We start from the raw sequence: 21,369 nt of genomic DNA, 5'->3' as shown, positions 1-21,369 counted from the left end.
ATTTACTGCTATTGTTAAGCTAAATAGGTATTTTTTAACCATTATCATGCTCGTATCATTTATTTTATTAAGATACTTTGAGCCAATCGTTTTTCTCACCTCTAGGATTTTTTATGGTTGAACAAATCACTGGCATGTTGGCATTGATTGGAGTGTTATCACTTTTTTGTCAGTGGCTAGGCTGGAAATTACGCTTACCGGCAATTTTGCCGTTACTACTGTGTGGCTTAACCTTAGGGCCCGGACTTGGGTTCCTTAATCCTGATGCTATTTTTGGTAATTTGCTGTTTCCGATCATTTCCCTCGGGGTTGCGGTGATTTTATTTGAGGGCGCTTTGACCCTTAATTTTAAAGAAATCAAAGATCATGGTCGAATGGTGACGCATCTGGTGACGATTGGGACTGCAATCACCTGGGCTTGCATCACGACAGCGACCTTTTATTTACTGGATTTTAGTTGGGAAATAGCGTTGCTTTTTGGGGCATTGGTGGTTGTTACTGGGCCGACGGTTATTGTCCCTATGCTCAGAAGTGTGCGGCCTAAATCTCAGCTTGCGAGTATTTTACGTTGGGAAGGGATTGTTATCGACCCGATAGGTGCGCTACTAGCAGTGCTCGTTTTTGAATACATCACCGTTTCTGGCGATCCGACTACTCATGTGCTGTATGCCCTTGGCTCTATGCTCTCTTTAGGGCTTGGGCTGGGCGCTATTGCTGGTTATTTCACTGGGCAAATATTAAGGCGTAATCTGCTACCGCACTATTTACGTAATACCGCGGTACTAACACTTATGTTAGGCATATTCGTTGGCTCGAATCTATTACAAGAGGAATCTGGATTATTAACTGTCACGGTTATGGGAATTTGGTTAGCCAATATGCGTGGTGTTGATATCGCCGAAATCCTTGAATTTAAAGAAACCCTAACGGTATTACTTATTTCAGCATTGTTTATTTTACTGGCTGCGCGACTCGATTCGACCGCCATGCTCGATTTAGGCTGGGGTGGCGTGGGTGTGTTGGCGGTGACGATGTTAGTCGCGCGGCCACTGAGTATTTGGGTGTCTGGTGTGGGGACATCATTGTCACGGGCCGATAAGTGGTTTTTATGTTGGATTGCGCCGCGGGGCATTGTTGCTGCAGCAGTATCGTCTCTATTTGCGATTAAGTTGGAGGCTAATAATGTGCAGGGCGCCGATGCGATTGTGCCTTTAGTATTTTTAATTATTATTGGCACTGTGGTGATCCAAAGTCTAACCGCAGGACGCTGGGCACGTTTTCTTGGCGTTAAAGCCGATTCCGCCCAAGGTTTATTGATTTTTGGCGCTTCTAAATTTTCTCGAGAATTAGCTAAAATCTTAAAGTCGAAAGATATCAAAGTGCTATTAGCTGACAACAACTGGGATAACATTCGCCTCGCTCGGATGGATAATATTCCGGTGTATTTTGGTAATCCCGCATCTGAACATGCTGAAACATATATGGATTTAACCGGTATTGGCCGAGTGCTAATCATCTCACCTTATCGTCAACTCAACCCACTTGTCAGTTTCTATTTTCAAGACTTTTTTGGCGAGAAAAAAGTCTTTGAACTCAATAATAGCGAGACAGGCAGTGCTCGACATCAGTTATCTGAGTCCTATAAACAGCGTTTATGTTTATTTGGTGATTCGGTATCCTACGCCAAAATTGCCAGTTTGATGGCAAAGGGCGCTGTACTTAAGGTGACCAATATTACCGAAAACTTCAGTTTCGAGCATTTTTGTAAGCGTTACGGTGAAACTGCAATGCCATTGGTTTATCTCACTAAGGACGGTAAAGTTATGGTTGTTTCAGGCAACGATACCGTATTTCCGAATAGTATTGAGCTGATTAGTTTATTACCTATTGAAGCCTTAGAAGAAGCCAAAATACAGCAAGCTATTGCAGAGGAGGAAGCGCAAGCAGTCCAAGATAAAGCAGTAGAAGAAGCCATGCCGGCGAAATCCTAACTTAGTGAACGCTTTTTAGTAAGAATTATGGCAATAAAAAAGGAGGCTAATTAGCCTCCTTTTAGTGGGTTTACACCTTATGGAGTCGATTACGCAGCACGTTCCTGTGCAGTGCTAGAAACCATTTCTGGGCGCAGTTCTGCGGGATCAAAATCATCAACGTTGATTGATTTCATCCGACCAATCTCAGCTTTTTCCAGTAATTGCACTTCTGCATCAGTTAACACGCCTAATGCTTTACCTTCAGCGGCAACTTTATCTAACCACATAAATGGCAAGCGTTTACCACTGGCTTTACAGACTTTGTCATGCAAAGGCTCTGACGCGATGATATCAAGCAGGGTTTGTTCTTGGATACCGACAGCATTATGCTCAGAGTTAGTCCAGAACTGACCTTTACCTAAACGGTTACGGCTTTCACATGGTGTTTGCATGATCTTGGCCACTTTATGATCTAACACATCACTTGGACGTTTCAGTGGTCGACCGAATGGGAACATTACCACGCGTAATACGCCGCCAAGACCCGCAGGGAAGTTATCCAGTAAATCGTCTAAAGAAGCCTGTAGTTTATACAGTGCATCTTCAACTGCCCATTGCACTAATGGTAAGTCGTCGGTTTGGCGACCTTCATCCTCATAACGTTTCAGCGTAGCAGAGGCCAGATACAGCTGACTTAGTAAGTCACCTAAACGGGCAGAGATACGTTCTTTACGTTTAAGATTGCCACCCAAGGTTGCCATGGCTAAGTCAGACAGCAGAGCAAGGTTGGCACTGAAACGGTTCATTTGTTGATAATAACGTTTAGTTTTATCAGAGTAAGGCGCGTTAGAGAAACGGCTTGATGTCAGACCTAGCCAGAAGCTGCGAACAAAGTTGCTGGTTGCAAAACCAATATGACCAAAGATAGCCGCATCGAAGTTAGCTAAACCTTGACCAGATTGGGTATCAAACGCAGATTCCATTTCTGCCAGCACGTACGGATGGCAGCGAATCGCGCCTTGGCCGTAGATGATCATAGAACGGGTCAGGATGTTTGCACCTTCAACGGTAATTGCGATAGGAGCGGCTTGGTAGCCACGACCTAAATAGTTATTTGGGCCAAGACATACGCCTTTACCGCCGTGAATATCCATGGCATCAATAACGCATCGTTGCATTCTGTCTGTTAAGTGATATTTCACAATCGCAGAGATTACAGAGGGTTTTTCACCCAAATCAATCCCCGTGGTGGTCAACGTTGTTACTGCATCCATAAGATAAGCGTTGCCGCCGATGCGTGCCATTGGCTCTTCAATACCTTCAAGTTTGCCAATAGGCAATTTGAATTGGCGACGAATACGCGCATAAGCTCCAGTTGCTAGTGCCGCAGTTTTCACGCCACCCGCTGAGTTTGATGGCAAGGTGATACCACGGCCAACAGACAAACATTCCACCAGCATACGCCAGCCTTGACCAGCCATTTTCGGGCCGCCAATGATGAAGCTTAATGGTACAAATACTTCGTTGCCGTGAGTTGGACCATTTTGGAACATACAGTTTAGCGGGAAGTGACGACGACCGGTTTCAACACCTTCCATATCGGTTGGGATCAAAGCACAGGTAATGCCAAGTTCTTCTTTATCGCCAAGCAGATGATCTGGATCGCGCAGTTTAAAGGCTAAGCCTAATACGGTCGCAACAGGGGCTAAGGTGATGTAACGCTTATTCCAGGTCAGTTTCATCCCGAGAATTTCTTCACCTTCCCATTGGCCTTTACACACAATACCAAAGTCAGGAATCGAGCCTGCATCGCTACCCGCTTCTGGGCTTGTGAGTGCAAAACAAGGTACTTCTAACCCTTTGGCTAAACGCGGTAAATAATGGTTTTGTTGCTCTGGCGTGCCGTAATGTTGCAGCAATTCTCCAGGGCCTAAAGAGTTAGGCACACCAACAGTTGAGGCTAATTCGCTGCTTAAGCCTGCTAGCTTTTGTAATACGCGAGATTGGGCATAGGCTGAATATTCTAAGCCGCCAAATTTTTTCTTAATGATCATCGCAAAAAAGCCGTGATCTTTTAAGTATTGCCATACATCGGCAGGTAAGTCTGCCAACTGGTGTGATACTTGGTGTTGATTCACCATGCGGCACACTTCTTCAACAGGACCATCGAGGAAGGCTTGTTCATCGGCACTTAAACGAGCAACAGGGTAATTATGCAGTTTTTTCCAGTTAGGATTACCCGCAAATAAGTCTGCTTCCCACCATGTGGTGCCGGCTTCAATGGCTTCTTTTTCTGTTGTCGACATTTCTGGCATGATGCCGCGATAAACTTTCATCAGTGGACGGCTAATCACATTTTGTCTAAATGCACTGATATTAAACGGCAGCGCGATCACCAGGAATACGATCCAAGAGATAGGGCCAACAATATCGAGTGCCCAGCCTGCCGTCATGACAACAGCGGCTGCAATAGTGGTAGTGAGCAAAGATACCCGAAGGTAAGCTAGCGTTCCTAGCACTAAGATCATGGCGATGATCCAAAGTAGGGTAGTCACTGTAATTCTCCTTAAATATGACCGAGTGCCAACCACAGGTCATAGGGTGTTTTATTGATTGTGATCACAATTATAGTTTGTGGTCAGACCTGTGTCGCATAAAAGTTAAACCTTAGTACATTTTAATACAAGCATTTTTCAAACAATTGTTTAAATTATTTGTCTACTTTGATCGTTCCACAAATGTCATCAACTAGTTACAATGCCAGCCAGTGGATGTTTGCTTGATGATAGGCGAGAAATATGTGTGAATTACTGGCGATGAGCGCCAACGTGCCAACAGACATTGTGTTTAGTTTTACCGGATTAGCACAACGTGGTGGGGTAACAGGTCCGCACGTTGACGGCTGGGGGATTACTTTTTATGAGGGTAAAGGTAGCCGGACATTTAAAGATGCAAGTCCAAGTAGTGAATCGCATATTGCAAAATTGATCCAATCTTACCCAATTAAAAGTGAGGTGGTGATAAGCCATATCCGCCAAGCGAATCGCGGTTGTGTGTCATTAGAAAATACTCACCCGTTTACCCGAGAGTTATGGGGACGCTATTGGACCTATGCCCATAATGGCCAACTGACAGATTATCATGCCAAATTTACCGTTTCTCGTTATCAACCCGTAGGTGATACCGACAGTGAATTGGCTTTTTGCTGGATTCTAGAACAAATCGCCCAACATTTTGGGAATACTAAACCTGAAGATATGCTCGCCGTTTTTAAATTTGTCGCGTCTTTAGCGGATGACATTCGTGCCTTAGGTGTATTCAACATGATATTGAGCGATGGCGAACACCTGATGAGCTACTGCAGCAATAACTTATGCTATATCACTCGCCGCGCACCGTTTGGTAAAGCAAAATTGATTGATACCGATGTGGTAATTGATTTTAATAAAGAAACCACAGCCCATGATGTGGTGACTGTGATTGCTACTCGTCCGTTAACGGATAATGAGCAGTGGCATATTATGCAGCCTGGTAACTGGACATTATTTAAACAAGGTGAGGTATTAATCGATATGTGATGTTACCTATAAAAGCGTTTGAGCGGGTTTACAGTGTATTTAACCACTCCCTTAACTAAATTTAAGCTTACTGCTGCAGTGTAATAAACCATCAGCGATACCTACTTAAGCCATGTCTAGCTCCACTCGGTATCGCTGTAGTTAAACGCGATTATGATATGAATTATAGTAGGGATGGCTTTGTAGGTTAATTTTCCGCCGTACCCAGAAGCTTAGGCACTTGCGGCTTTTCGACTATATTGGCCGGTAACACTTCTTGGTTAGCAGTTTCATCAAAGTGATATTTCAATAGCTTAATATCAAGCTGTTTACTGCCTTTTTCAAAGTGAGTTAAGCGTACTGGCAGATACGCTAACTCTGGCGCCATCCAAAAGAAGGTTTGTCGTTTTTTGTTATTTTCACGCACGACTTCAATTTTGACCGTGTTATAACTGCCACTTTCAATCGTCATACGTTCTTTACCGACAACGCGGAATTTATATTCATCCAGTTCATTGTCTTTGACCATTTTATAGTCAAGTTCTTCTTTGCCGGCGCTGATATCTAACCTAAATTGCAGTTGCACCATTAACGGGTCGAAGATGGCCCCGTCATAGGGAAACTGACCTTTTTTATCTTTATAACGGGTATGGATTAAACCCTGATCTTTAGCAAATGCGGTTTGTTCAGTGAAATTAGCCCCAACACCCTTGCGTTGTTGTGAATAACGTAAAGGGTTTAGTTGAGTCTCATTTTGCGTAAACTCACTTAAAAGATGACGTACGTCGGTTAACAACAACAAACTAAGACTGCTATCAAAGCGATACTTAAATATGCCTCCTTCGGCATTAGGTAGGGTGTAGTTGGCTTTACCTAATTCGATATCACCGTAGTTGACTTGATATTCGGCGGTATGCGGCGTTAATGGCGTAGGTGCTGCCATGGCTGACATACTTTGGGTGAGCGCAGTTAGACTAAGCAATAATAGGGGAAGGGTACGCAAAGAATGCTCCTTGGTTCGCAGGTTTTCACCTTGTATCACTACCAACAATCATAAGTAGTGGTTGATAAAAAAGTGTCCAGTAGCATGCTGACTTACACTGTTAAGGTTGCTCGATAATGGCATCGACAGACAGCAGGTTATAGCCGAGACTGACGTTCCTGTAAATAGTTATCTAAATCAATATTAAAAGCAGAATATTAAGCTAAAATGGCATTGCCATAACTAACGTCACCAGATCGGGACGCCATTCATATTCAGACAAGCTAATTTTGCCACAGTTCACTATTACCCCATCCATTCTTAACAATTCCATTTGTTGCTGAAAAGCATGTGAGTTTTTTTCAAAGGAAATTTTACCTTGGCTATTAAGCACTCTATGCCACGGAAGTGATAAATGCTCTGGAGCCGATTTTAACGCCTTAGACACATAACGTGCTCGCCCTGGTAAACCCGCATAATCGGCGATTTTACCATAACTGCTCACGTTACCCTGTGGGATCATCGCCACGATATGCCATATTTTCGCCATGGGTGACAGAGTTACTGTTTTAACCTGTTCACTCGCCATATCTTTTTCATCTTGCTGAAGATATGCATACAGTGGTGATTTGTCTTTTGGAAACGATGCCATTAAATTGCAGCCTCAAGTTAAATAATATGTGGCACTCACTGAATTTTACTCCAGAGAGGTGGCAGTAGTTTACCGGTAATAAGGAAATATTAGGTAAAGTAACGGATTCATCAGTCTGTTAATGGTACTCAACGCTTAAGTTTTTATCGTTAATTTCGATTACCAAAGAGATATTTAACCTATTTTTGGCTTAAATATTGTGTAAATGGTCAAATAGTCCATAATAGCGCCAATTTTTTTGACTCGATGAGAGAAGATAACTGGCATGGCTGTACTCGATATTCTAACAATCCCCGATGAACGCCTTAAACGTAAAGCGCAACCTGTAAAAGATATTGAATCTGTTCAGGGGTTTATCGATGACTTAATCGAAACCATGTATCACACCGAAGATGGTATCGGTTTAGCCGCAACACAAGTTGGTAGCACTGATGCGATAATCGTCATAGATTTATCTGATGAGCGTGACCAACCTCAAGTGCTAATTAATCCGGAAATCGTCGAAAAATCTGGTGAGTTTATCGGTGAAGAAGGTTGTTTATCTATCCCCGGTTATCGCGCCAAGGTGACTCGTTTTGAAAAAATCAAAGTGACCGCGTTAGACAGAACGGGCAAGGCTATTGAAATCGACACCGATGAGTTTTTAGCCATTGTATTACAACATGAAATTGATCATTTGCATGGCAAAGTGTTTATTGAACATTTATCTATGCTAAAGCAACAAATAGCACTTAAAAAAGTCCGTAAATACGCCTAAGTTTATTGCATCAAAAAGGGCGTAAACGCTTTGTATTAGAATGTATTACACCTCATGACTCGCCACATTTTACGATGTGGCTTTTTTGTATCTGAAATCTGCTTAATTGGCACCCTGTGCCAATCAGTTTATCTGTCTGGAGTGTTGTCGATTCTTTTTAGCTTTAGCCCGCTTTTAAAATGCAATTACAATTTTAAAAAATACGGCAGCAAGATGAGGGCGATACCTATACAGACGAGTAATGCTAAGTTGCTGACAAAATAAGGATATATCATCAGGGTTAAGCCCACTCCGAGTGGGATTAATGCGCCTTGGCGTTTGCCATAGGTGAAAAAACCTAAGCCAAAGATACCAAAAAGCAGGCTCCAAATCAGTATCGCCGGGTTATCTACTGCAATAGCATCTACCAAGTTGTGCTCCTTATCATCTTCTATTTTTATCTATTTAACCTGACTCGGGATAGTGGCTGTGGTAACTAATTAATCTTATTACCTTACTTCGCAAAGTTAACTCTACAGAGGTCATTTTTCCGTTATCAAAGCAAGTTTGCGTACCTAATAGTGGGCTATCAGTAGCAAAGTCAGTAGCAAAGTTAACGCAGATAAAGGGAAAAATAACCTGTAAAGACGCACAGAGCTCAGGTTATTTAGTGCTTAAGCCAGAATTCAGTTTAATCCCAAAGCACGCTGCCGACGATGAAGCTTTATTCATGTTTTTACCTGATTTACTACTTATGTTTTAGCTCACTTTTGCTTTAGAAGCATAGCTCGATTAAAGGTAAACCTGTTCACTGTAGGTTGAGTTTAAAAGAGGACGTTCTACTCCTGAATATTTGCAGCAGCTTTAGCTATGAATCTAAACATCAACCTAAATAACCTGCATTCGGAATAGGTTTTGTGTATCTACAGGGGTGTTTCTCTGATCTTTTTTCCACTTTAACCTTCGCTCGGCGCCAGTGTGCTTGCGTATTGAAGCCTGACCTCCTATGATCCTCCGGTTTTATAATCCATGGTGACCTTTTAAATGTTGAATTCTCCGCTTTCTGCCAGTTCGAACGAATTAGTGATCAGTATCTTAACTATGGTGCTGAGCCAAGGAAAACCCTTAGATCGGGCCTATTCTCAGCATTTTTCTGGGTTGCAATTGGTGCCCGCCGAGCAGGCGCGTATCGCATTAACGACGGGTGATATCCTACGTCGTTTAAATTTATATTGTTATCTGGCGGAAATCAGTCCAGATGAGATGGAACGTTTTGGTTCTAAATTGCTTAATGCGTGGCATTTATTCCATGAGCTTGAACTGCCTAAAATGCAATATTCGCTGCAAGTCGATGAGGCACGTTTAGCCGATCGTGTCGAGCAAGCGAAAACTAAGCCGGTATTATGGGATGGTTGTCCAGAATGGCTTGATACTATGGGTCATGAGCAGTTAGGCGATGCTTGGGAAAAAGAGCGTGCAGCCTTAAGCACAGCACCGAAGCGTTTTTTACGCGCCAATGGTCTTAAAGTGACGCGTGATGAATTGGCTGCAAAACTTGCCGCTGAGTTTGTTAGTACGCTTAAGGTTGATGGGGTGGATTCAGCCCTTGAAGTGACCTCAGATTCTGCTTTGTTTCGTACTCAAAGCTTTAAAGACGGTTTGTTTGAGCAGCAAGATGCAGGCTCGCAGCGCGTAGCGGCGGCGCTCGATGCCAAACCTGGTATGAAAGTGATTGATGCTTGCGCGGGTGCGGGTGGTAAAACCTTACATATTGCGGCGCAAATGCAGGGTAAAGGTCGCCTGTTGGCGATGGATGTGGAGCAGTGGAAACTCGATAAACTCAAAGAGCGTGCTCGACGTAATGGCGCACATAATGTTGAAACCCGCGTTATCACCAGTAGTAAAACCATTAAACGCTTAAAACTCAGTGCCGATCGTGTATTACTCGATGTGCCGTGTTCGGGTTTAGGTGTATTAAAGCGTAACCCCGATGCAAAATGGCGCGATACCGTTGAACGTTTACCAGTATTAATGGAGCTACAACAACATATTTTAAGCAGTTACAGCCGCATGGTTAAAGTTGGCGGTATTGTTGTGTATGCTACCTGTTCTATCTTCCCCTGCGAGAATCGTGGTCAAGTGGATACCTTTTTAGCTCAAAACCCTAATTTCCGTTTAATTGAAGATGAAAGCATTAGCCCAGCCGATAGCGGCTTTGATGGATTTTACATTGCAAAATTGGAACGCATTCAAGAATAAAGCGTTACCGTTAAGGTCAGTCGCTTGAGTAAATGTAAGTGCCTAGCGAGTGATTAGCACTTCGAAAATTAGTTGTAAAAACAATTAGAGCGCCTAGGGCGCTCTAATTGTTTTAGCAGTTATTGAATTGGTATTAAGCGTTAGCTTTTAACTGGCCGTTAATCACTAGGCTCAAATATTCAGTAAAGTCATGCCCGTGATTCTGTAGCATTTTGGGGAACATCGAAATCGGCGTAGAACCTGGGAAGGTATTGATTTCATTTAGCAGGATCTCGTTATCCTCGGTTAAGAAAAAGTCGATACGCGACAGGTGACGCAGTTTCATGCCCTTAAATGCTTTGATCGCATAGGCACGAATTTGCTCGCTGATCTCAGCTGAAACATTTTGTGCCACAACATCGGTACGTGCTTTGCTGTTTTTGGCGTACTTTTCATCGAAGGTATAAAAGTTATTGGTATCACAAATGATTTCACCTGGTACGGTTGCCACCACTTCACCGTTGTACTCGTATACCGCCACTTCTAATTCGCGGGCTTTAATCGTTTTTTCAACTATCACATAGGGTGCATAGCCAAACGCATCTTTAAGTACGGCTGCAACATTATCGCGATCATCGACTTTGTAACAACCAACCGAGGAACCCTGTGATGCCGCTTTAACGAAGATGGATCCCCATTGCGCTAATGCCGCTTGAGTTTGCTCAATCGCCGCATCATCAAACTGATTCAAGAAAATATACGGTGTATTGGGAATGCCTAAGGCAGAGAACCACATTTTAGCGGTGATCTTGTTGAAGCAATTGCTACTAGCTTCGGATTCGCAGCCAAAATAGGGCAGTTGGATCAGATTAAAATAAGATTGAATGTCGCCGGTTTCGCCAGGGTAACCATGAATGCAAGGAATGACGTAATCGACTGGCCAAGGTGCTTTACTTTGATCACGGAAGCGAATTTCACGGCTATTGGTTAGTTCACAGTCATCACCTGCGACGGTGCGGTATTGACCTAATTTATCCAGCTCGACGCGCAATACGCAAAATTTCTCGGACTTTGCCAATGAGGTTTCAAAATAATTGGCCGACATTAATGAAATATCGTGTTCGGCACTTCCGCCACCGCACAGCAGAAGTAGATTGATCTTAGACATTATGATTCCTCAAGTGAGCAAAGTCGGATGATATCGGCCAGTGGCTATATGTATATCATCCAATAGTACAGCCGCTGACATCTTAGTTTTCTTGCCCCTATGAGTGCAAGGCTTTGGTGCCTTGGCGCTATTAAGTGGCGAATTTTAGCGCATTCCTCGTTGGGTTTAACTCGCAAGTGAGCTGGTTTGTGAATTGTTTGACCAGAGTCTATCAGCAAGGCCCGATGCCCGTTGAGTCACTTGGCTGCTTGCGCGTTCGAACACTTGTTGGGTACCTAAGCAGGTAAAGTGGGTTTTAGCGCGGGTGATGGCGGTGTAGACCAACTCTTTAGTCAGCAGTTGCCACTGGGCTAAACTTGGATTTGGCGGTAGCACTAAAGCAACGCGGCTGAACTCACTACCTTGGCTTTTGTGTACTGTCATGGCGTAACAGGTTTCATGGCTAGGTAAACGAGCGGGTAAGACTTTTAGCAGGCTGCCATCGGCTTTAATAAAATGCGCCATTAACCGCTCGGGTTTATCTTCATCCTGCAAAATTAGCCCGATATCACCATTAAACAGGCCTAAGTTATAGTCATTGCTTTGGATGATAATAGGCCTGCCTAGGTAAAACTCCTGCAGCGGTTTAATCAGCTTGGCATTGGCAAGTGCCTGAGTCACATATTGATTGATACCTTCGACCCCATAATCACCTGAGCGCATGGCGCACAATATACGGTACTGGTTGAAGCGTTCTATGATGTCAGCGGTACTTGGACGAGTGCCTAAATCATTGTTATCTACAGCGTGGTTCAATGCGCGAAGATAGTCGCCATATTGGTTGCAGGCTTGTTCGAGCAATAAATTAAGCCCAGTGTTATTGGCAGGTTCGTTCACTTTCGCTTGGGTTTGGCTTACGAGCATGCTGTGTTCTAGCCAGCTTAATTCCGCTGGGCCTTGTTGCCATACCTGCATAATGCCTTGAAGATCCGCGCGATTGACGGCATTAGCAAGCAGTCCAATACCTGCATCGCCTTTAAATCTGTGACTGTGCATCAACATACACAAGCTATCGCCAAGTTTAGGGACATCACTGATATAAGGCGTTAATTCAAAACCCGTTAAGGCGCACAGGCGCTCAGCTTGCTCTTTGGAATAGCGCATTTGCCACTGAGGACTCTTATTTAACTCATTGTTGTTTAGAAAATTATTGTTTGGAATAGGGTGATTGGGATCTGCTGGTATTTTAAGACCTGCACAAATATCCGCGAGTACAGCACCGGCTTCTACCGAGGCGAGTTGGTCTTGATCGCCAAGTAAAATCAAACTGGCGTGCTTGGGCAATGCGCTCAGTAGTTTATACATCATGGGCAAATCGACCATGGAAGCTTCATCGACGATTAACAAGTCGAGCCGCAGCGGATTGCCTTGATGGTGACGAAAGTGCGCTGAATTTGGGATCACCCCGAGCAGTCTGTGCAGGGTTGAGGCTTCTTCTGGAATACGCCCTAACGCCGTTAGAAAGTCTTGGTTATTGGCACCAATATCAGCATGGGCGTTGAGCTCCTTTGCTAGACGGGCTTTTGAGGCTTTAATCGATTCGCTTAAGCGGGCTGCGGCTTTTCCTGTGGGCGCCACTAAGCGTATTTCCTGCATAGACTCCATTTGCAGCAACAATAAAAGCTTAGTCACAGTGGTGGTTTTACCTGTACCCGGGCCGCCAGTGATCACCGATAGCTTTTTGCCTAGTGCTGTGGCAGTAGCCACTTTTTGCCAGTCGATAATCGCGGCGTTTTCATTGTTAATAAGTTCATGATCAGCGAGTGCATTGGCAGGGAATAATTGATCTAAACGTGACCTCAACTTAGTATCTTTAATTTGATCTTGAGCGTGAGTATCTACTGATACGTGCTCTAATACGTGCTCTGATACGGCGCCAGATAAACGGATTAATGAGGCGGCCACTGAGGTTTCAAATTGATGGTAACGCTGCAAATATAGCCTGCCATTGTCAAAAATAAGCGGTTTATTGCTACCCGCTATTCCAACTGCATCAAAGGTTTGCAAGCTCTGTGTTAACGCCTCTAGACTTAAGCTGATTTTACAATGGCTAGTTTGCTCGGCCATGGGATTAAGCGGCATGATATGGGCGAGCACGAGGCAGCTGTGCTGTGAAGATAATTGCTGGCTTAATAGCGCACACAGCAATATAAACAGGGGTTGCTGGCCATCACTGGGATGCAACTGACTCATCTGGAGCGCGAAATGTCTATCAAGTGGCGTGAGCAGTCGTTCCTGCTCCCACAGCTTCAATAGTTCTGGCAACGCTGCACTAAGCTGGATTGCACCATGGTCTATCCATTTCGCCGCGGTGAGTGAATGTGCATTTAGCCGTTGAGTTGAGCGCATTATGCTATGACTCCTGCATCAGTTTTACGGGGTGATTTGCTGTGAAATAAATTGTCATTAAAAAGTGAATCCAGCGCGAGAATAAGTGCCTTCGGCGGCTTGTCGTAATAAATACCATAGCCGGGATATTGCGCCGACATGCCCCGTAAAAACAAATAATAACAACCGCCGATATGGCTGTCGTAGTCGTAACTTGGCAGGCGCAAACTTAAATATCGGTGCAGCGCCAATGAGTAAAGAATGTATTGTAAATCGTACCTATGGTCGGTAATTGCACTTTGCAGCGCGCTCTGATGATAGGCATTGATATTGTCGCCCAAATGATTCGATTTATAATCGGCGATGTAATATTGACCTTGATATTCAAAGGTTAAGTCGATAAAACCCTTGAGCATGCCCTTAAGTTCATCAAATTTAAGTGTCGACTCATAGCCAAACTGCTGCAGTAGTGCATTGAGTTCAGTATCTTTAAGCTCGCTTAGGGGTAAATAAAATTCCATTTCGACTAAGGTATCTTGCGGTGATAACTTGGCTAAACACAGATTTGGATGTTCAGGTTTGGCCGTCTTGAAATCATTTATAAACACCGATGTTGGTGGCTCTGTTGTTGGCATTAGCCCAAGTGGGGCATGTAGTAAATCTAAATACCAAGTATGTAATACCGTTTGCCACTCGGGGGCGATACCATATTGCAGCATGGCTTTGGGTAATTGCAGCGGTAAGTCGATATCTGCTTTGGTAAAATCAATCTCTTCTAACACTAAGTGCATAAAGCTACCGGCATTGGCGCCGCGCTCAAAGTTAAAGCGATTGAGCATACCATCCTGCGGGGGGCTATCTGTGGTTGAAATTTGGACTGTGTCTAGCACACTCAATGCTTCATCATCCGCGCCAGGCGCAGCTTTACCATGGCTGGTATTTTTAACTAGACCTGAATAACTGCCAACTCGCCACGGCGTATTGTATTGGCGAGTTAAGGTTTTCGCGCATAACACTTGTGCGCTATCTTGACTTGAGGGCAATGGGCGCTCATCTATGCTATCGGGTACCTTATCAAGGCTAATGGCATCTACACCTTGGGCGAGCTGCTGCGCTGCATTGCAGATACGGGCAAAATCACATTCTGAGTCGCCTATATTTAATAGATAGCCGATAGCGGTTTCATGTAGCTGGCTTTTAAGGCCATTTTTAAGCTGACGACTGTGGTTAGCAACATACAAGTAACATAAATATACAGGGCGAGTGAGCGCAACATACAAGAGGCGCAAGTCTTCGGCCAAGGTTTCCTGTTTTGCTTGCTCCCAACCCTCATCCGTACCTTCGATATCCCACACTAACTCTTGCTCACCAGCATCGTTGATTCTGTGATACAGCATAGGTGTTGGGCGGCGGCGATTGTCACGGGCTAGGCTGACAAAGGGCACAAAACATACGGGATACTCAAGGCCCTTACTCTTATGAATAGTAACGATTTGTACTAGATTCTGCTCGCTTTCGAGGCGCAGCTGCTGTTCATCGGTGCCAGTATTATTAATCAGTTGTTGCTCATACCAATTGAGTAGGGCGCTAATGCCATCAAGCTCGGTGGCTTTTTGCTGTAATAGCTCGGCAAGGTGGCGAAAATCCGTCAAACGACGTTCGCCGTTAGTGGCGTCTTGTTCTTGAATATCAGTACTTGTGGTGTGCAGTAAACGGTCAATCAGCTTAGTACTATTGGCAAGGCTGAGTAGCGCGGGCATGATTCCGCGTTTTTGCCACACTTGGTTTAAGTTAAAAAACTGTTCTAACAGCAGTTGTCGCTGCTCTTCATCTTGGTTAAAGGCATGAATTTGCTCGGCGCTATAACCTAATAATGCCGTGGCTAGTGCGCTACGCAGCGCCCGTTCATCCTTCGGATCTGCTAATGATCGCAAAATTAACGCCATTTCCCGCGCTTCTAGGGTATCAAACACACTGTCGCGACTTAAAAATACCGCGCCTATGTGACGTTTACTCAATGCCGTTTTCATCACCGCGGCTTCGTTACGATCACGCACTAGGATGGCGATATCTTTAGCAATCAAAGGCCCTTTCGGGCTGTGGCACTCGCCATTGGCTGCATCTGTTAGTAAGCGAGTGATTTCTGCCGCCGCATCTTCGGCCAATATGTGTCTGGCAGTGGTCTTGTTGAGGCCGTTATCTTCACTTTCACTCAAGAGTCTTACTCTTAAGGCGGCCGGATTAGCGGTTTTTTCAGTGAGAGTCTTATCTTTAGCACTGCTGGGCGTTTTCACGCTATCAAAGGGGATCGACTGGCTGATAAAAGGATCGGGATACTGGCTAAATAGATGGTTAACCCCTGCCACCATGTTAGCGCTGGAGCGGTAGTTGGTATCCAGATGATAGTGTGCCTGCGTATGATTACGCGCCTCAATATAGGTATGAATATCGGCGCCGCGAAAGGCATAAATGGCTTGTTTAGGATCGCCAATCATCAATAGACTGAGTTTGTTTTCAGTATCGTCTTTATCTTGCTGCTCAAATGGGTAACGGCCTTGGTAAATACCAGAGAAAATAGCAAATTGCAGCGGATCGGTATCTTGGAACTCATCAATAAGCGCAACCGGGAAACGCGCCGCCACGGCTTTGGGCAAGGTTTCATTATTGGCATTTAGCGCGCTTGCTAAGGTCGTGAGTAAATCATCGGGTGTTAGCACGTTCTTTTGCTGTTTTTGCTCGCTAAAGCGCTCGCTGATCCTGAGTTTGGCGCTAAATAAAAATGCCGGTTTAATGGCGGCAATTAATGTAGCTAGCTGCTCCATATGATCCATCAGCGGCGCTTCACTTACGCTTGGGATCACGCCGCCCTTGTTGAGTTTTAACTCAGACAAGGACAAGGCGGCTAACTCTTTCAGTGGCGGCAGCCCATAACCGAAGGCGAGCCAGTTATCCAGCTCATCGAACATGGCGGCGAGTTTGGGGTACTTGTCGCTCGCCTTACCAAAACGGGTGCCATTTAGCGGTAAACTGTGCAGTAATTCTAATAAGTCATCGCGACCCCGCGGCCAGACTAATTTAAAGCGCTCGACACTCTGGCGCAGTGACAGGGCTAAGACATCAAACTTAAGCGCAGCTTTAAGCGGCTTTGCTTGACTGGCACCAAGGAGTGGCCGCAACTGTTTGACTAAACCATCGGGCTCGCCAAATTCCTTGGCAATGATTTGCGCTAAGTAATCGGGCAACGGATAACAGGCCTCACGCCAAAAATCCCGCACCGCATGGTGCAAAAATTCGCTATCGTCTAAGGTAAAGTCCGATTCGAACAGCAAAGATGACTCAAAGGCGAGATCCGATAAAATACGCTGACAAAAACCGTGGATGGTGAAAATCGCCGCTTCATCGAGGGACTTAAGGGCGAGATCAAAACGCCGCAGAGCAATGGCGCGATCACGCTCAGGGGTGTTGTCATATAATGCCTGCACAAAGGGATCGGCAATCGGTAAACCTAAAAAGCATTTAAAGGCAACTTGAATACGACGACGAATACGATCCCGTAACTCTTCGGTGGCGGCATTAGTGAAGGTTACTACAAGAATTTGTTCGCAGGTCAGCGGCGCTGCTATGCCATCGCCCAGTAATAAGCGTAAATAAAGACCTGAAATGGTGTAGGTTTTACCTGTGCCAGCACTGGCCTCAATCAGACGGCTACCGCCAAAGGGCAACGTGAGTGGGTTAAGTGCCTGTGCGCCTGCACTTAATTCTTGTGCGTTCAATGGAATAGGTTCGCTCATGCGGGTTCTCCCTGCACGTTATTGCGGTTTAAATGTGCGGCACTTGCTTGGCCTTGGCTCATACCATCGTTAAGGGCAAATTCCTCAAGCTGAGCCAGTGCGCCTTTGAGATATAAACTCACCATAGGGCGATAGATGCGCTCGGCTAATGCGCCAAAGCTATCCTCAGAGAAATCCCGCGGAAAACTGAATACTCGCTGGTAATGAGGTTCATTCCCTTCTCCAAAAGCAGCTTCACCTAATTGACTCTGCTCATCCAGCCATTCAGGTAACGCTTGCTGTAAGCGTTCATCGTGCTCGCCCTCACTGCTGACATAGGCCAAAGAGGTGCGCGGCATAAAACACAGCGGGTATTGCTGACCTTGGTAAAACAGTACCAATAAATCAGCGAGTAACGTATGGGCGCGCTCAGCGGTGATTGGCGCTAGGGCGTGGAAATGCCCCATGTCGAGTAGATAGCTTGCATGTGTGTGTCCCATCGCCATTAAGCACAGGTGGCGAAGGTACAACCTCAGTACATCGCGGCCATGGGCGCTACCGGGACGATAATTCACTAATCCCTTAGGGCTGATATCATCGATACGACCTTGCAGTAGCACTTTGTAAGATTTATCCGGCGTGATGGGTAAGTCAAAGGCGAGGTTAATATCGGCATGGCTGCTTGCCTGTTCACCTTTGAGGAACAAGGTTCTGCCAATCAATGGTTTAATATCGTGCTGATATTGGCGCAGCAGCAAATCATCGAAGGGCTGCATCGGCAAACAGCCGCTGGCTTTGAGGCGTTTAATCAGTTCAATATCGGGCTCAGTTGCCCCTTTACCTATGGCATCGTCGAGTAACTGAGCTTGCAACATATAGCGCTCTAAGGCATTTAAGCTAAAGGGCTCGTCATTATCATCGGCCTGAATATTAAGGCTAAGGTCGACTTTTAAGGTTCGGTTGAAAAAATACTGCGCCGGATTTCGAAAGAAACGGATTAAGGCAGATACGTCCACTTGTTTGCTTTGCTGCTGTTCGTGCTGTGAAGCGGCCTGTGCATTTGTCTCTAATACTGAATCTTGCTCATCCGCTTCGAGTATGATGCGGGTGTGCGCGTCGATAAAGCGGCTCGCATGTACGCCCGCTTTATCGGCATTAGGTGGACACCATTGCTGGCTGTAACTTTGGCCTATGCCTGATTTATTGCCTGAGCCATCTTTGTCATCACTTTTTACTACGGACTGATACAACTTAGGATCGAAGGGTTGCAGTGGCTGGTGGCTAACAATCGCTTTATAAAGCGCTTTTTCGGCATCCTCTGGATCTATGGGGCTTGAAGCATTTTGCGATTCAGCCAATAGCGTTTCAGGCAGATAACACAGCTGGCAATATTCTATTAGTTCAGAGACCAGCATAGAGGCGATACGCTCAGAGTTATCCCGTTCGCTACGACCGATATAGCTGATATACAGTTGCTCACGCGCCGATAGTAACGCCTCTAAAAACAAATATCTGTCATCGAGGCGGCGGGAGCGATCGCCCCTCCGGGCACCAAAGTGCGCCATTAGATCAAAACCGACAGGATGCTGAACCCTAGGATACACTCCATCGTTCATGCCAAGTAAACACACTATCTTAAAGGGGATAGAGCGCATTGGCATTAAGGTACAAAAGTTCACGCTACCGGCAAGATAACGCTGGCCGACCCGAGATTCGGTTAAGCGTTGATTAAACCACTGCTGCAGCACTTCGATACTGAGGCTCAGTCCGCTTATGCTCTGTTGGGCTAGCTTCTCGAACATACTTGTATCTAACGAGTTTGAATCCAAGGGTTTGCCCGCCGAGAGCAGCTCTTGCTCTAGGGCGGCAATGGCATCGCGGATTTCTTGTAACTGCTCGCGCTCGTCTTCATCTGTGTCGTAAAAAGCATCTAGCAGTTCAGTTAATTCACTTAAACGCAGTACGCCAATTTGCGGCAGTGCGAGTATTTGCGCCGTTTCATCGAGCACTTCAATAAAGTTAAGTAATTTACCCAGCGCTTGCGCTGATTGGCCTTCGATACCGGTTACCACTAATTGGTCGTGATACAGCGGCGCATCATCACTTAAGGCATAGCCTAAAATCAGTCTTTTAATACCAAACGCCCAGGAGTTTTGCTCAAATGCCGGCACGCCTTGTTTAAGTCGGCTTTGTTCATCACGGCCCCAGCGTACACCAGCCTCATCTAACCAACGGCGGATCAGTTGCAACTCATCGTCATCGAGTTGGAAACGGCGCAAAATGGCGGGCACTTCGAGTATGCTCAAAATGTCGGTTAGGCCAAAACGGCTCTGATTAATACCCAGTAAATTTAAAAAACTGTTGATGAGCGGAGATTCCTGCGCTGCGCCGCGGTCGGCAATGGCGTAGGGAATGTAATGCAGTCCTTGCTTTGCTGAAAAGACGGCATCGATGTAGGGCGCATAAGCAGCGACATCGGGCATCATCACCACGATATCTTTGGGAGTTAGGTCTGCATGGTTGCTGAGTAATTCAAGCAAGTGATCGTGCAGGGTTTCGACTTCACGTAGTGGGCTGTGACAACTCTTAACGCGAATCGACTCATCGTCGCGCTTAAGTAAACGTCTGTTCTCAACATTCTGATAAAGCTCGGCATCTGGCCCTAGCACTCGGTCTAAGGTTTGCATCTCTAAAATATCGTATTGCACCCCGTGGAGCATGCTGGCCTGACTCGTGGGATCGTTAGGATCGTCACAGGGCTCACAATAAACATCATCACCAAAATCGCAGTGTTCGGTGGGGAGCTCAAGCAGCATATCGAGTAATTCACGGCCCATTTTACCGTTATTAGCCAGTAGCGGATTGCCCACTTCGAGTTTATCCTCCCATAATTCAGCTAATTGGCGTTTACCCGCATATTGCACCGCCATACGGGCACGATTACGGGGGTCGATAATGTCGCCCCAATAATGCTGGCACGGACTTAAACCCAGCACGATCACATCGATACGGCTTGCCAGATGATAAAGCACCTCGAGGGTTTGCGGCGCCATAGATGAAATGCCAAACACAAATAAACGTTGCGGCAATTTGGCGAGTGACGTGTCGAGATTATTCAGCGCGGCAATCAAGTCACTGTGCAGATTGGCCCTGTGGTAATGGCTTTGATGAAGCTCATCGCGGTTAAAGGCAATGAGCGCGCGCCATAAAATGGGTTGCCAGCGTTGGTCTTCATTCAGCGGCTTGGTGAGTGATTCGGGATGCTCGTTTTGCTCCCACGCTAAAATCCAATCGGGGCGATAGACTAAGTATTGGTCGAAAATATCGGCGATGCGGCCACAGAGTTGGTATAGCTTAATGTCGTCAGCCATCATGGTGCTAGTGTTGAGGCGCTCACTCGTATCAGCGGTATTTTCGTTAGAAACATTATTGCCTAGCGTATTACCTAGGTAGTGTCTTAATGGCCCAAAGGCATCATCTTGCAACATGCGCGGCAAGAGTTGCATTAGCTTCCACGTCATTGCCGCCTTAGTGAAGGCGTTATCCTTAGGCACATTGGGCAATAAGTCGTGGCACAACTGCCAAGTAAAGCTCGATGGTAGTGGAAACGCTAATGCGGCGGCAATACCATTTTGTTTGGCGATTTCGAGGCGCAGCCAAGTCGACATGCCGGGACTCTGCACCAGAATATGCTCGTTACTCAGTAGACGTGCAAAAGCAAGGGGTTGGGTCAGGTAAGCGGCTAAATGGGCGCAGAGCACTTCCATCTGATTGGACTGGATTAACTTAAGCATGTGCAACTCGGCATGGTGACAGTAAAACAATTCTATGTGTTTGATTTATAAGATTCAACACTATTGCTGCATCTGTGGGATTTACCCGTAATTTTAGGTATTTACTGGGAGCATTGGTTAGCTTAAACCTCT

At 45.5% G+C, this 21,369-nt stretch carries 12 protein-coding genes; 4 read left to right on the top strand and 8 right to left on the bottom strand.

Annotation, left to right across the window (positions count from 1 at the left end; translation table 11 throughout):
• The first annotated feature begins 113 nt into the window (after positions 1 to 113).
• Positions 114 to 1,991: a cation:proton antiporter gene (locus tag C9I43_RS07720; RefSeq protein ID WP_107883055.1), complete on the top strand. Its 1,878-nt coding sequence runs from the start codon at positions 114 to 116 to the stop codon at positions 1,989 to 1,991.
• An 89-nt stretch (positions 1,992 to 2,080) separates the two neighbouring features.
• Here the strand turns inward: C9I43_RS07720 and fadE are convergent, their stop codons facing one another.
• Positions 2,081 to 4,528 (bottom strand): acyl-CoA dehydrogenase FadE, encoded by a 2,448-nt coding sequence (fadE, locus tag C9I43_RS07715; protein ID WP_107883053.1) that lies wholly within the window; start codon positions 4,526 to 4,528, stop codon positions 2,081 to 2,083.
• A 243-nt stretch (positions 4,529 to 4,771) separates the two neighbouring features.
• Here fadE and C9I43_RS07710 point away from each other — a divergent pair, with 243 nt between their 5' ends.
• The gene (locus C9I43_RS07710; RefSeq protein ID WP_076500638.1) at positions 4,772 to 5,551 is read left to right on the top strand and encodes a class II glutamine amidotransferase; all 780 of its coding nucleotides are present in this window, start codon (positions 4,772 to 4,774) and stop codon (positions 5,549 to 5,551) included.
• Positions 5,552 to 5,738: 187 nt separating this feature from the next.
• Here the strand turns inward: C9I43_RS07710 and C9I43_RS07705 are convergent, their stop codons facing one another.
• Both C9I43_RS07705 and C9I43_RS07700 read right to left on the bottom strand, forming a co-directional pair.
• Positions 5,739 to 6,533 (bottom strand): DUF3108 domain-containing protein, encoded by a 795-nt coding sequence (locus C9I43_RS07705; RefSeq protein ID WP_107883051.1) that lies wholly within the window; start codon positions 6,531 to 6,533, stop codon positions 5,739 to 5,741.
• A 202-nt stretch (positions 6,534 to 6,735) separates the two neighbouring features.
• Complete coding sequence (locus tag C9I43_RS07700; protein WP_107883049.1) at positions 6,736 to 7,164, bottom strand: MGMT family protein; 429 nt, start codon at positions 7,162 to 7,164, stop codon at positions 6,736 to 6,738.
• Between the two features lie 265 nt (positions 7,165 to 7,429).
• On the opposite strand from C9I43_RS07700, the gene def reads away from it, so the two are divergent.
• Positions 7,430 to 7,921, top strand: coding sequence for a peptide deformylase (gene def / locus C9I43_RS07695; RefSeq protein ID WP_107883047.1), 492 nt, complete (start codon positions 7,430 to 7,432; stop codon positions 7,919 to 7,921).
• A 185-nt stretch (positions 7,922 to 8,106) separates the two neighbouring features.
• Here the strand turns inward: def and C9I43_RS07690 are convergent, their stop codons facing one another.
• Positions 8,107 to 8,331: a hypothetical protein gene (locus C9I43_RS07690; RefSeq protein WP_244153259.1), complete on the bottom strand. Its 225-nt coding sequence runs from the start codon at positions 8,329 to 8,331 to the stop codon at positions 8,107 to 8,109.
• 613 nt (positions 8,332 to 8,944) lie between these two features.
• On the opposite strand from C9I43_RS07690, the gene C9I43_RS07685 reads away from it, so the two are divergent.
• Positions 8,945 to 10,159: an RsmB/NOP family class I SAM-dependent RNA methyltransferase gene (locus C9I43_RS07685; RefSeq protein ID WP_107883045.1), complete on the top strand. Its 1,215-nt coding sequence runs from the start codon at positions 8,945 to 8,947 to the stop codon at positions 10,157 to 10,159.
• 133 nt (positions 10,160 to 10,292) lie between these two features.
• Here the strand turns inward: C9I43_RS07685 and C9I43_RS07680 are convergent, their stop codons facing one another.
• The 4 genes from C9I43_RS07680 to recC form a co-directional block, all read right to left on the bottom strand.
• On the bottom strand, positions 10,293 to 11,306 hold the full coding sequence (locus tag C9I43_RS07680; protein WP_107883043.1) for a D-alanine--D-alanine ligase: 1,014 nt from the start codon (positions 11,304 to 11,306) through the stop codon (positions 10,293 to 10,295).
• Positions 11,307 to 11,471: 165 nt separating this feature from the next.
• On the bottom strand, positions 11,472 to 13,697 hold the full coding sequence (gene recD, locus C9I43_RS07675; protein ID WP_107883041.1) for an exodeoxyribonuclease V subunit alpha: 2,226 nt from the start codon (positions 13,695 to 13,697) through the stop codon (positions 11,472 to 11,474).
• A complete protein-coding gene (gene recB / locus C9I43_RS07670; RefSeq protein ID WP_107883039.1) occupies positions 13,694 to 17,464 on the bottom strand; it encodes an exodeoxyribonuclease V subunit beta in 3,771 nt (1,256 codons plus the stop codon). Before recB ends, recD begins: the two co-directional genes overlap by 4 nt.
• A complete protein-coding gene (gene recC / locus C9I43_RS07665) occupies positions 17,461 to 21,237 on the bottom strand; it encodes an exodeoxyribonuclease V subunit gamma (RefSeq protein ID WP_107883037.1) in 3,777 nt (1,258 codons plus the stop codon). The genes recB and recC overlap by 4 nt, the downstream gene beginning before the upstream one ends.
• Between the last annotated feature and the right edge of the window lie 132 nt (positions 21,238 to 21,369).

This window comes from Shewanella morhuae (genome assembly GCF_003028295.1).
In the GTDB taxonomy this organism is placed as follows: domain Bacteria; phylum Pseudomonadota; class Gammaproteobacteria; order Enterobacterales; family Shewanellaceae; genus Shewanella; species Shewanella morhuae.
The sequence above is the reverse complement of the archived record's forward strand: the minus strand, read 5'-3'. Positions and strand labels throughout refer to the sequence as shown.

What these genes read in the sequence shown, in the direction of transcription:
- def (WP_107883047.1), top strand. Translation starts at nt 7,430, where the DNA reads ATGGCTGTACTCGATATTCTAACAATCCCCGATGAACGCCTTAAACGT.
- recB (WP_107883039.1), bottom strand. Translation starts at nt 17,464, where the DNA reads ATGAGCGAACCTATTCCATTGAACGCACAAGAATTAAGTGCAGGCGCA.
- C9I43_RS07680 (WP_107883043.1), bottom strand. Translation starts at nt 11,306, where the DNA reads ATGTCTAAGATCAATCTACTTCTGCTGTGCGGTGGCGGAAGTGCCGAA.
- C9I43_RS07720 (WP_107883055.1), top strand. Translation starts at nt 114, where the DNA reads ATGGTTGAACAAATCACTGGCATGTTGGCATTGATTGGAGTGTTATCA.
- C9I43_RS07710 (WP_076500638.1), top strand. Translation starts at nt 4,772, where the DNA reads ATGTGTGAATTACTGGCGATGAGCGCCAACGTGCCAACAGACATTGTG.
- recC (WP_107883037.1), bottom strand. Translation starts at nt 21,237, where the DNA reads ATGCTTAAGTTAATCCAGTCCAATCAGATGGAAGTGCTCTGCGCCCAT.
- C9I43_RS07685 (WP_107883045.1), top strand. Translation starts at nt 8,945, where the DNA reads ATGTTGAATTCTCCGCTTTCTGCCAGTTCGAACGAATTAGTGATCAGT.
- C9I43_RS07700 (WP_107883049.1), bottom strand. Translation starts at nt 7,164, where the DNA reads ATGGCATCGTTTCCAAAAGACAAATCACCACTGTATGCATATCTTCAG.